10 protein-coding genes are annotated in these 13,372 nt (G+C 36.9%); 1 reads left to right on the top strand and 9 read right to left on the bottom strand.

From position 1 onward, the window contains the following. Positions 1-52 precede the first annotated feature (52 nt). Entirely contained in the window at positions 53-655 is a 603-nt protein-coding gene (locus tag DOK81_RS06190) for a sugar O-acetyltransferase (RefSeq protein ID WP_206909367.1), read from the top strand. Between the two features lie 65 nt (positions 656-720). On the opposite strand, the gene DOK81_RS06195 is transcribed toward DOK81_RS06190, so the two are convergent. The 9 genes from DOK81_RS06195 to DOK81_RS06235 form a co-directional block, all read right to left on the bottom strand. Beyond that, positions 721-1,959, bottom strand: a complete 1,239-nt coding sequence (locus tag DOK81_RS06195; RefSeq protein WP_206909369.1) for a class C sortase — start codon at positions 1,957-1,959, stop codon at positions 721-723. 85 nt (positions 1,960-2,044) lie between these two features. Continuing rightward, positions 2,045-3,703, bottom strand: a complete 1,659-nt coding sequence (locus DOK81_RS06200; protein WP_242589927.1) for a SpaH/EbpB family LPXTG-anchored major pilin — start codon at positions 3,701-3,703, stop codon at positions 2,045-2,047. Between the two features lie 9 nt (positions 3,704-3,712). Further along, entirely contained in the window at positions 3,713-5,005 is a 1,293-nt protein-coding gene (locus DOK81_RS06205; protein ID WP_206909372.1) for a pilin N-terminal domain-containing protein, read from the bottom strand. Next, the gene (locus tag DOK81_RS06210) at positions 5,002-9,615 is read right to left on the bottom strand and encodes a SpaA isopeptide-forming pilin-related protein (RefSeq protein WP_206909453.1); all 4,614 of its coding nucleotides are present in this window, start codon (positions 9,613-9,615) and stop codon (positions 5,002-5,004) included. The genes DOK81_RS06205 and DOK81_RS06210 overlap by 4 nt, the downstream gene beginning before the upstream one ends. A 410-nt stretch (positions 9,616-10,025) precedes the next feature. Continuing rightward, positions 10,026-11,273, bottom strand: a complete 1,248-nt coding sequence (locus tag DOK81_RS06215; RefSeq protein WP_206909373.1) for a PTS sugar transporter subunit IIC — start codon at positions 11,271-11,273, stop codon at positions 10,026-10,028. A 27-nt stretch (positions 11,274-11,300) separates the two neighbouring features. Beyond that, complete coding sequence (locus tag DOK81_RS06220) at positions 11,301-11,618, bottom strand: PTS lactose/cellobiose transporter subunit IIA (RefSeq protein ID WP_206899393.1); 318 nt, start codon at positions 11,616-11,618, stop codon at positions 11,301-11,303. A gap of 32 nt (positions 11,619-11,650) precedes the next feature. Then, positions 11,651-11,971 carry a PTS sugar transporter subunit IIB gene (locus DOK81_RS06225; RefSeq protein WP_206899394.1) on the bottom strand — a complete coding sequence of 107 codons (321 nt, stop codon included), beginning with the start codon at positions 11,969-11,971 and terminating at the stop codon, positions 11,651-11,653. 274 nt (positions 11,972-12,245) lie between these two features. Next, complete coding sequence (locus tag DOK81_RS06230; protein ID WP_206909375.1) at positions 12,246-12,881, bottom strand: DUF421 domain-containing protein; 636 nt, start codon at positions 12,879-12,881, stop codon at positions 12,246-12,248. Positions 12,882-12,892: 11 nt separating this feature from the next. Beyond that, positions 12,893-13,339 (bottom strand): DUF3290 domain-containing protein, encoded by a 447-nt coding sequence (locus DOK81_RS06235; protein WP_206909377.1) that lies wholly within the window; start codon positions 13,337-13,339, stop codon positions 12,893-12,895. Positions 13,340-13,372 lie beyond the last annotated feature (33 nt).

Raw genomic sequence — 13,372 nt, forward strand, 5'->3', positions numbered from 1 at the left:
TAGACTATGTTTAACTGAAAGCAAGACTAAAATAAACAAAGTGGGTGTCCTAATGGAAGCGAACTATCTTGATTTTATTCAATCTGGAAAAATGTACAATGATTTGGCTAATACACTGATACAAGCCCGCCAGGCAACAATGGCAAAAGTTTTGACTTACAACAACCTTTACGGAACAGATGAGTCTGCTAGAAAAGAGATTCTTTCCGAATTACTTGGTTCTGTTGGAGAATCTGTTTTTTTTGAACTGGGTTTTCGTTGTGAATTTGGCAAACATATTCATATTGGCGAACGTTTTTATAGCAATTTTGATTGTATCTTATTAGACGGCGCGGAAATTCGAATTGGTGATGACGTCTTATTTGGACCACGTGTTGGAATTTTTACAACCAATCACGCAATTGATCCAGAAGAACGAGTGGCTGGTGCTTGTTATGCAAAACCAGTTTCAATCGGTAACAAAGTGTGGCTAGGGGCAAATGTGACGGTAAATCAAGGAGTGACAATTGGCGAAAATACAATTATCGGCTCTGGTAGTGTCGTTACAAAGAACATTCCTGCAAACGTCATCGCTGTTGGAAACCCTTGTCATGTACTGCGAACAATTACTGAAGCAGATAAAACAGATTATTTTTCCACACTCATGACTCCCTAATTCTACTTTTGTTTCTGATTAATAACTAGATACGAAAAAAAGACTGAAAAAATTCAGTCTTTTTTTTATTGATAAGATTTCTTCGTTTTCTTCCATAAAACAAATTGCTTATTTTGTTTTTTAAGATGATAGTCATCAAAGCGATTCGCCTTTAACACAAAAGCTGATTTCTTATAATTGTTGATGCTAGCTTTTATAATCTGCTCTTTTGATTTCTCTTTGATGATTATCTTATAGCGTCCGCCTGGCAGTTGTTCAAATAAAATATGTCCTTGCGCATCACTGCTTTGTTGAAGGGGCAGCCCTTGCGCATCCATGATTATTTGTTGATCCCAATCAGTCAGATATACTTGTTGATCTTTTTGGGGTTGACCGTCCACACAAAGTGTAAATGCTAAAGAATAATGAAAATCTTTACTTTTTATCTGATTCCATTTTAACCAGCTCCAGTGAATAACGATAACTAAAAGAATCAAACAAATCAGTCCAAGTAAAATAAATCTGCTGAGATGATAAGTCGCTACTTGTTTTTCCGCCGATTGTGCTTTTTTTTCTTCGTAAGGGACTCGTTTGCTTGTAACTAGTAAACGGTGCGTATTTATACCATAAGGCGTACAAGTCACTAAAGTCACTAAATCTTCCTTTTCTTTTATGGCTAACGCATCTACATTAGTTGGCAAAACAATCGTGATTTGACTAACTTCATACGCAAGCTTTTTGCCAAGAGTTTCAATATAAAACTGATCGCCAATTTTTAATTTCTCTAAATCAGTAAATAATTTTTTTTTGGGCAAGCCGCTATGCCCCGTAATCACTGAGTGTGTACTTTTTCCACCAATTGGATAAGAGGTTCCTTGCAGTAAAGTCGCTCCTCTTTCCAAAAATAATTCATTCGTTTGATCAAAAATTGGCAAACTGACATTGATTTTAGGAATATGGATGGCGCCGATCAAGTGATCGTCTAAGTGTTGAATTTGTTTTCCCTCACTCTTTTGAGAACGTTTCGAGAAATAATCCCCTAATTTTTCAGAACCAATCAGCAAACCTTTTTCTCGTTGTTGTTGATTTGTTTTAGCCATGCTACTTAGCCGTTTTTTCCGTTCTTCCTCACCTTTTTGATGAACTTCTCGTTGGTAAGTTTGTAGCCTAACTTGGTCAACCACATTGTTCAATGAATCAGCCACAAAGGGATACAAAAAAATAAAGAAACCAATCAAGAACAACATCAAAGCACTGCCCTTTAAAAACAACCCCAGTGGCTCTTCTTGCACTTGATTTTGTTCTTTTTTTCTCAACTTCTTCACATCCCTCACCTCTTTCGCCAAATTCTAGCGAAACGTGGACAATGACAACTTTACCATCAGTTATCATCGTCCACCCTTCATATCCTTAAATTTCTGTTGGTTTCTTTAATTTACGATACCCACCATAAGCCGCTAGCATTAGGAATGAACCAATCAACAAGAATAGATAAATTCCGTTTCCACCTGTTGAAGGTAATGCACCTTTTTTCGTATTCGGAACTTCTACATCCTTTGGTTGCCCAATTGTTTCAAACCCACTGTAGCTTCCAAGTTCTACTGTAAACTCTGTGAATGCAGCATCCCCAGTTGGTAATGCGTAACCGTCAGCAGCTTTCACTTCTTTCATGTAATAAGTACCATACTCTAATCCTTGAACTTCAAATTTTCCAGTGTCTGCCAAAGATACAAATTTAGTGGCACCTGTTTGGTCATCGACCCATTCAACACGATCTGCATCGTTTTGATAATTACTTAGTTCCTTATTATCTTTATAGAAAACAGCATATTTTTCTTTCGTTGCATTCCATAATTCAAATTCTGCTCCAGCAAGTTTGGCTTTACTTGATGCGTCATATTTTTCAAATTGACGTCCACCTGTAACTACTTTTTCTGGAGGTTGCACATCTTCTGAGTAGTCATAGGCATCTCCACGACCAATCGCAATTTTCGCTGTATTCTCTTGTAGCTCATCAGGTGTGATCGTTGCTGTTAGTTTCATCGCATAGTGGACAGTTAATTGTCCACCACGTGCAGCAGCAAGTTTAGTCAATGTATCCACATTAGCTTTCCCATCTTTTTCCGTTAAAATCGTTAGTATAAATCCATTACCCACTTCTTCCAATGAATAATCGTTATCTATAGTTAGTTCTGTCGTGCCTGCTGTCACAACAAGTTGTTGGTTAAAATAAGTCAAGCCAGCAGTTGGTTTATCTTCAATAATAAAGTTATTGATTACTGGTGTGTCATCATCATTCACTGAATCAATAAAGTAAGGAATTGGTGCAGTAATCGTATAATTGATCAAATATCCTTTTTCTAAATCTGCATAACTAATTTCTGTGCCGTTGCTTAATGTGATTTGTCTTAATTCAGAAGGATCAATATTCATTGCCTTACTAGACTCTTGCGTTTCATTTTTTGGATATAAATGAATATCATCATTATACGTATCTAGCCATTCTCCAGGGGTAGCTGTATTCGGCATCATCACTGGCATCAGCACAACCATCGGTGCCGCCACTTTGGCAATATCAGCTGGCGAATATGTTTCTAAAAATAAATACGCTTTATCCCGTTTTTCATTAGTCGCTTCTGTCACTTTTAATTGATTAAAAACAGCTTCACCCTTATCATTCGTTGTGACAGTTCTTTCAGCTACTAGATTATAGTCTTGGAACCAAGTAGCTGTATACTCCTCTTGAATCAATTTGATTGCTTCTGGTGAAGTCATCCCATCGTCCACTTCAACTGTTGTTGGATTATCCTTTAACAAAGCATAATAGACGTCTGTTACATCAAATAAACTAAAGTCAACACCTGGAAGTGGCTCGCCACCAAAATTATCATTTACCAAACCATTATTAAGGGTATCAGATGGCATCGATGAAAAACTACGCTTATGTAGCGTGATTGCTACTTCTTCTGGTTTCGTTGCTACTGCTGCTGCATCTACAGTTGTACCAAATCCTTGAAAGAGCGGGGTAAGCATCCCCGCAATCGTTAGTACTTTCCAAATTTTTTTCATTTTTTCCTCCTATAAATCTTTTTTAGTTGTTTTTTTTCTTCTCAAGTAATACCAAACACCTAACAGAATCATTACACCAAACAAAAATGCACCTGTCTTAACTGCACCTGTTTGTGGAAACTTACTAAACGGCGGTTTATTCCCCATATTCGCTGGCTCTTCTGAATCTTTCGTAGTTGCTTGCCGCTCATTATAAATGCGTGGTGTTGCACTTTCTTCTGCTTCTTCAGGTACTTTTCCTGAAAGCAGTTCTAACATTTTTTGTCCAGCGACAGTTACAAAGGTCTCATTTCCTTCATCATCAACCCATGAAGCAGGAATCTTCACTTCAATTTGTTTACTCGCCTCATTGATTTCATACCCTTCCACACTCTGAACTTCTTCAAAATAATAAGTATTCGGTGCTAGAAGTAACCCATCTGTATCAACCAGTCCATTGTCTTTTGACTGATATTTACGAATGTTTTCGTCAGTCAATGGTTCATTATTCTTTGCTTTTTCCCACTTGCTGTTAAAACTTTTAGTAGAATCAGCTGTCAAATACAGCTTTTCTCCATTTTCAATTTTATACAGAACAAATTTTGCTCCTGCTATTGGAGTGCCTTCTTCATTTGTCCCTTTCGTTCTGCCATATTTAAAGAAATAAGGATCTCGTAAATACCCGATGTTTTTGGGATACAAGTGGATTTCTTGTAATTCATTTGTTGCATCCATTGGGTCCATAATTGGTAAAACAACTGCTAAGGGCGTAGTCAGTGTGTCTTTAGCCAAATTCGTTCCACTTCCAGTATCGGTATCTTGCTCAACAAACAAATACACCGCATCTTGGTTATTACTCTTTCGTGGAAGATGAATTCTGCCAATCCCCCCACCATATTTTCCATTCACTTCGCCTTCATTTTGCGTCTGGATCGTGCCAACTAATGGGATGCCTTCCTTTTCGACTAAGTTATTAATCTGTTGAAAACTATAATTCGCCATTGTTTGAACAAATTGTTTCGCTGTTTCCGCGTTTGTTTTGCCATAGTATTCGGTCAGGTCGTACACCTGAAATTTTGCTCCGTTCAATGGCGTTGTTTGTGTGATGACATCTACTTCAGTCGTGTTTTTATCAATTTCTTTGCCGTCATTTTCATACATTTCGAAGTTTTCCTGACTGTAATCTACATCACGAATGATGCGCTTATGCAAAATAATCTCAACTTCATCATTTGTTTGTGCCTGAGCGATCGTCAAAGGAATGCACAGAAAAGAAAGAGTCGCCAGTATCACACCAACTAGATTTACTATTTTGCGACTCATTTCAATCCCTTCTTTCTTTTGTTTTGATAATAGAAATAACTTCCACCGACTATTCCAGCCAAGCCAACTAAAATCGCTGAAATCAACATAAAGATCTGCCTACCACGACCACCTGTAGCCGGAAGTGGATTTTCCGTATCATTACCTACCTCAACGGACAACTCGATTCTCTCGTTACCAATCAACTCATACGTAAGTTCCTTTGTCTCAGCTGGAGAGCTTGCATCCATTGTTGGATAATAAGCAATTTCTGCTTTCAAACTTCCTTTTTCCTTTCCAGGAATGACTTTTGAATTTTCATCTAACTCAGCTTCTTCTCGGTAACTAATAGTTAACAAGAAATAGCCCGGCAATTTTCGGTACCCTTTAGGTGCACTTGTTTCAATAATTCGATAATTACCAGCTTCTAGATCTTTGGAGATAAAACTTGCTGGATCCTTTTCATCCACAGTCAAGCCTTCTTCAATCAACTCGAAGCCATTGTCTAGTTGCTTTTCAACACTAAAACTTGCACCTTCCAGTTTTTTCTTGGTTACACTGTCTAATTTTTCTAGCATTAAATCTATTGGTGCTAAATCATTTGTTAAAGTTAATTCTAAAATATCGTCAATCAGTTGGTAGCCAGTTGGGGATTGAGCTGACTCTTTATCAAGATTTATTCCATCAACAATAAAATTACCTTCTTCATTAACTTCAAATCGAAAAACTTTATCAGATAATTGATAACCATTTGGCGCAACGTTTTCTGTAACTGTGTATTCACCTGGCATCAATCTCAGTGGTATGTCATAGTCTAAATCAGCATATTTTTCAGTGTGATAACGATAAGCGTAGAAATAACCGATACCATCCGCCTGTCGTTCCGTGTTTGGCTCTAACGGATTCCCTGTATAAGCACGATAAGCAGGGAAAGACGTATCATTTTCTTTTGTAATCGTAAATCCTGCACCATTTAATAGTTGATTATTCTTATCTATTTTTTTTACGCGGACTTCTCGATATAAGAAAGTATTTTCAACCTCAAATTCGATCCACAGCGTATCATCAGTTTCATCAACGGTATAAGCTAAAAATGTCCAATCTGTTGCATTTATTTGTTTTAATCGGATTCGATCATTATTATGGACCTGTAATAACCAATCCTCTTCTTTTACCGGATCTTGATACCCCGCAGGATTTTCTGTCTCAACAATTCGATATTCTACATATTGATAACCATCGCCAGTATGGACAAAGCTACCGGATTTGGCTAAAGAATAAACTTTTTTTTGTCCATTTCCGTCTAAGACGTATTCACCAGTGTCATCAACTTCATAAAAAGTCAGTAGTCCTTTAGCAGATTCTTTATTTTCGCCAGAAATACCTTTTGCAATGGGCTTCCCTTGAAGTTCGCCTGAACCATTTGTTTCATAAAGAGAAAATTCAGCACCATCGATTGCTAATCGACTTTCTTTTGCTACCTTTTTCAAGTTTAGTTGAATAGGTTTATATTCATTTTTCATTTCTAATTGCACGTATAATTCTTCAAAATCTGTTTCTGTTTCATTTTTTTCCTGAACAATTGATAATTTATGATGACTACCCTCAAAGTACGAATTAGGATCATCATCCTCAGTATCATTGACCGTACTTACTCGTTCACCAGAAGTTCCTGCCACAGTTAATTCATAATGGCCTAATGTTTCACCAGGTTTTGCGATATACTTTTTAATTTGGAACTTCAAGGCTTCTTCTATTAACTCATATCTTTCAGGTCCGCCAATTTCTTTCACCCAATAAACATCACTCGTAGCGTCTTCACCATCACTTAGTACATCAATCTTCGTATTAAAGATAGCCTGCCCACTATCTGTCGTCACACTTTGCTCAATCAAGTTTGCTCCAGATGATTTCGGATCTGCATCATATAAACCAAACAAAACACCGGCTAATGGCTTGCCATCTTCTCCAGTTTTCTTAATTTGTAAATTACGATCAGGATGTTCAAAACGAATTGATGGTGCCGGGAAAAACATTTTCCCTGACTCGACATCGTTGTCATAATCCTCTTGATTTTGGATATAAGCTAAGTTATTGACGGTGTAAAACTTTCCATCTTGAGCGCCACCATCTAACTTCACTTGATACTTGATTCGTACCATTTCTCCTTCACCTAATGATATTGGTGAAAATTTATAGGCATGATTATCTCGTCCTTGATAGCTGGTTGGCATTGCCACAACATCAGCCGGTCTTTGCCCATGTTTCGCTTCATCCCATAATTCTGGTGCTTGGTAGCGAACGTTACCATCCGAGCTATTATCAAGATGGTAATAGTTGATTTCAGCCGATGTTCCGCCATTAAATAAGGATACATTAAAGCCTGTTTCATCATATAAAGTTGCTTGACGAATCGTTTTCGTAAATGTTGAAGAAATCGATTCTAGCGCTGTAACAATATCCCTTTTATTACTTGCATTATAGTAATATGGGCTACCATCATCTTTTGCATCAGCAATATTTTGTAATACATTCCGACCAATCGCATCTAATCGCTGACGGCTGCTAACAGAGCCATCAATTCCTAGACCAATCGTGAAAATATTTGGTGGATCGTCCATCTTATTTTTCAACCAGTGATGATAAGCCACTGTGTTAATTGCTGCCTCCTTTTCATCTGAATTCGAATTTCCAGCTGTGTTGTTATTAGCTGTACCATCACCAATCCAGTAAGACTTTGCGTCTCCATCTTTGACTTCCCCGCCATAATATCTAGTTTGTGTCGCACCATTAACTAAAGGTGGTAAAGGTTCATCAGCTGGTCGATCAAAATCACTTGGATACGTCAGTGGTCCGCTAAAACCTGCACCTGACGTATTTCCAGAATAGGTTTCAAAGTTTCTGAAAGGTTCAATATTATCTGTTGCTGTTGTGACAGTTGTATCGGCAACTGTCGTTAGATTTCCCCAATTCCCCCACCGATTTGTATTTCTAATCCTTGTTTGTGATTGGATAGGTCCATAGCTAAATGTTGGGATACCATCGCCAACGACAATCAAAATTTTCTCTGGTTCTCGTTCATTTCCGCCATTATTTGCATATAAAATCTCATACCCTTTTCGTAACCCTAATGAAAGTGGGGTTCCTCCCTCTGGATTTTGATAAAGAGCTGTGTTACTGGTTCGATTTGTGATTCTATTAATATCATTGGTCATTGCTAAAGTATTAGAAGCAATACCATTCTGATTTCCTCCATCAACAGGATATTCAGAGTAAAAATTGACCATCCCGATCCGTGCGTCCATTGTTGGATTGGACAGTAGATTCTGACTGAGTTCTTCAACAGCTTCTACTAAAGCATTATTTTTTGATTGGTTATTTGTTCCCGTCGTTTCACTCATACTTGCTGATTTGTCTAGTACAAAAACGACATCTACTGGTTGAACATCTCGATTTTCTCCACCAATCACATCAAGATAAACGTTGTATAGCGTGGTATTATCTTCAGAATGTATCTCATTATTATTAGCGCTTTCCTGCAAAACAGGTTCTACCCATTTTTTGATATAAGCACCACTATAGTCTAAATAACTATTTTCAAATGTTCGATCGTCTCCCCACAGTTGAACTGTCGGTGCGCGTGTATCTGTTTCGTCATTTCCTGCTGTTGAACCATTATCAGTTGCGTAGTCATAATTCCGCCAATTTGCGCCACCAGCATGGTAATCTTCATCTGAAATCGGTTCGTCACTGCCATCCTCGTATAGTTCGCCCTTATCTCCAGTATATGTAGCTGTTTCCTGTCTATCAGCTAACACCTTCGTATAATCATTCGTTGCAAAATAAGGATAACGATGTTGTGTATCTCCATCTTGTGGATAAATGTATTTGTAAGGATCATTTGTCGATGTGGGGCCAAGTCTCTCAAGGATACCCGCAAACAGCGGACTTTGATTTCTAACCAATGGTGTTCCTTGACTTTCTACTTCACTTGTTTCGTTGGATTGTTCTGCGGTGTTCGTTTTTTCAGCATCCTCATTTTGGGAGCTTTCATCTGTGGTATTTTGTGTTGCGTTGTTTTCTGTACTACTTACTTCTGTGTCAGTTTTTTTTAGTTCTTCTTTGTTGCTTTCTTCTTGCACTTTTTCATCTACGACAACTTGCAGGGGAAGTTCCCCGTCTGTGATTTTTGTCCCTTTTTCTGTTTCGAAAGTCAGTATCCCGCTCTTTGCTTCTGCCGAATAAATCTTTCCAATGTACCAAGTGGCACCAGAAATTTCCTCTGTCTTTAACTCCGTTCCTTCTGCATCATAAGAAGACAGACCTTTCCCACGAACATTTTTTACCGTACCGATCCCAGCAGCTGCAGTATCAATGGCTAATCTGATTCGTCCTTCATTGACACTAGCCTTTTTTTCAAATTGAATCGTCCACTCTAAGGAATTCTCTTTTTCAATGTAGCCTCCTTCCACCTTTGCATAATCTTCATCTAACAAAACTTCCAAGTTCACTTCTGCTTCTTCTTGCACTGTTTGGCTCTCTGTTGTCTGAGATTCAGCAAACACCTGTTGGACACTCGCAGCTGTTTCGATGTATGGTGCAAGAATCATCCCCACTGCAACCAAAGGCATCATCCACTTAGAAACAACTTTCACTATCGCTCACCCTTTCTCTCACTTATTAAAAGTTCATCAACTAACAATCAATTTAATCATACTCTAATATTTACAATTAGAGTATACTTTATTTTCTAATCAAAAACAAATACAAATTCACTATTTTTTAATTTAATTCTTTTAAATCAGTTTATATAGTGATTTCTAATAGATAGAAAAATTATCTTTTTATGAAATTAAAATGAAAGAATATTTTGAAAGTTTTTTATAACATGTATTATTTTCACAATATATATGTATTTACACACTAATTTATTTTTAAGAAACTAGTTTAATTGATTGGCGGACACAAAAAAGAGGTTGCGACTAATGTCACAACCTCACTGCTTTCAAGCTATTTCATTTTTGTGAAATAACACATTTTTTTATTGTGCTACTTTACGTTGTTCTTGCACTGTCGCAACTTTTACGAATGGCAAGTAAATCAAAACGGAAAGAATCAAGTTGACAGCAGCTAACACACCGCCTGCCATGCTCTTAGTTGCCAAAATCCCGCCGATAACCGGTGGAGTTACCCAAGGAGGCATAACTGTCGCTGCTGGAACGATTCCTGTAGATGTTGCAAAATAAGCAACACTAACTAAAACCATTGGTGTTAAAATAAACGGAATAAACATAATTGGATTCAATACGATTGGCAATCCAAACATCGTTGGTTCATTGATGTTAAAGATACCTGGCGCGATTGATAAGTTTGTTACGACCATATAAGGTTTGTTTTTACGGCCAACTAAATAAATAGCTAATAATAAACCTAATGTCGCACCTGTACCACCTAAGTTAACAAAACTATCAAAGAATGGTTTATTAACGATAAATGGTGCATCATGTCCTGCAGCAATCGCTTTCACATTTGCTTCGATTGCAGGTGCATTGATTGTTTGCATCAATGGGTCAACCATGTTTGCTCCATGTAAACCGAAGAACCATAAGAATGGTGTGATGAATGCTAATAATAATGCTGATGGATATGAGTTTGCAAGTCCCATAAATGGTTCTTGAACTAATGTGTAAAATGCGCCTACAATATCAGCTACACCAAATGCAGCAAAAATCGCAGCAATCAATGCAAAGAATGAAATAGTAATCATTGCAGGTAATAATGAAGCAAATGCTTTTGCAACTGCTGGTGGAACACCATCAGGCATTTTAATAATTAATTTTTCATTTCCACTTAATCGAACAAAAATTTCTGTTGAGACAATCCCAACAATAATTGCAATAAATAAACCAGTCGAGCTCATGCCCAATGCTCCGCCTAAAGCGAAGAATGATCCTAATGAAATGACACCGGCAGACACGCCGTCTTTTTTATAACTATTCGCTAGATGATAAGCTAACAAGAAAGCAATCAAAACCGAAAGGATTGCGAATGTTCCGTTCCACGCTGCGCCTCCGAAGCCTTTCCACGCTTCTCCACCAAAAATCGAATTCATTAATTCTTGGAATCCAGGAATTGGTAAATTATTAATCATAACTGCTAACGCACCTAAAATCATCAACGGCATACTTACCATAAATGAATCACGAATAGCAACTAAATGTCGTTGAGCACCAATTTTTGATGCTACAGGTATAAAGTGTTTCTCCATAAATGCAACAAATCTATCCATCTTTCCTACCTCTTTCTTTTACCCCTTTTACACGTCAATTCGACGATATAAATCAATAATTTCTTTTGCTAAATCAGTAAACGCGATTGATGTCATCAAGTGATCTTGACTATGAACAGTCAATAATGTAACGTCCACATGGTTTCCTTGTGCTTCTTGCGTAAGCATTTCTGTTTGTGAATGGTGTGCTTGCACTAAAGATTCTTCTGCATCTTTGATTTTTGCATCTGCTAATTCAAAGTCACCACTTTTTGCGGCAGCAATCGCTTCCATTGCATCGCTTTTTGCATTTCCGCCAAACATGATCAATCCCATGATTGCCTCAAGATTTTTTTGATCTTCCATTATTCTTCATCCCCTCTATTTTTATTCAAGTTTTATTGGTTAATTAAGTTTTCTGCTTGTTCTAAAACTTTTGGACCGTTCATCATGCCGTAATCTTGCATATTGATTACATCCAACGGAATCCCTTTTGGTGCAAGTTTTTCTTCAAATTGATTTTTCATAAATCGAACTTGTGGACCTAAAAGTAAAACGTCTACATTTTTTTCTTCTAGATGACGGTCAGCATCAGAAGCTGATACAGCAAAGATATCTGCTTCCACACCTTTTTCCTCAGCTGCTTTTTGCATTTTAGTTACTAATAGACTAGTACTCATTCCTGCTGAACAGACAAGCATAATTGTTTTCTTTTCCATTTCGAACACATCCTTTTTTCTTACTTACACTTTTATATAATGCAAGTACCGTGCCAAAAATAAAAGCGCTTTACATTACTACTCTATCAAGGGGTACAGATGTCATCCGTCAGTGCGCACACTAACAAATTAAAATACACAAGTTATTATTAGTGTGCAGTGTTTTCGGTTTCATACATGATTTCTGTGCAAAAAAAGAGTATGAAACAGTTTTCTTTCAATCAACTGTTTCACACTTCAAGTATTTTTTACTAACAAAGCTATTTAGTCTAGTTTATTTTTTGTAGCCGTAGAGATTTAATTTTCCAGATAAATACTCTCCAAGATAGATTTCGTTGATTTTTTGGAATCCATTTTGTTTAATTTGTTCTTCCAACCAAGCTTCATCTTTTTTTATCAATTCCAATACGTCTTCATTCGACTGGCCATCAACAATAATTGGATAACGAATATTTTCATCACCAAATTCAATCAGTGTCAATTGACCGTTTTGTTCCAAGACAGCACGCTTTACATTTTCTACTTCGTAAATACCATTTGCTCGAAGTTTAAACATCAATTCATTGGCTGAGATTCCATTTTTCAAACATTCATTGACATCAACGACCCCATTTTGAATCAAAGTAATGGGTCGACCATCCACTATTCGTTTCACATAGCGATTATGCTCTTTAGCAAATTTGAGAACTAATACTAACAACGTCCAAATAATCAATACCAATACAAATTGCAATACAGTAATTGAGTCATTATAGATTACGCCCCCAATAATACCACCTAAAACATAATTTTGGACCTGATCCATCGCTGAAGAAGGAGCTAAATTTCCTTTTCCCATCAAATTAATTTGAATAATCAAACAAATGATCCCTAGTGCAAATTTAATAATAATTGGTGTATAAAACTGCATATTTTTTCTCCTTATTCGTTGATAATTTTAATTTCTGGATTAGTAACATATGCTCGTTCTAGCGTATAGGATGCCTGATCTCCACTTAAATTGACTTTATAAAAATCATCTGCGATTTTCACAATGATCCCGTCGGCCAGTTGAGTGGAATTGACCAAGATTTCTTTTTTTGCTAAGTTTTTTTCTTTTGAAATTTGTTCTACTAAGTTAACCATTTGAGAAGACTGGGAGTGACGACTTTGATTCACTTGATAATCTGAATACTGCACACCAGAAACAAACAACAAAAATAAGAAAAAAATAATACTAAGATCCCGATACTTCGTTTGTATTCGATGCCTTAAATACAAACTAAAGACCACTACTAATAGAATCAACGAACCAAAAATAAAAAAGTATTTTACATAATCATTTAAATTCGTTTGTGCTTCCAAATATGAAATGCTGTAAAAAGTCATAAAGTCCTCCTTGCTCATCCCTTTTGAACTAAA

The sequence above is a fragment of the Enterococcus sp. DIV0660C genome (assembly GCF_017316125.1).
Lineage (GTDB): Bacteria > Bacillota > Bacilli > Lactobacillales > Enterococcaceae > Enterococcus_B.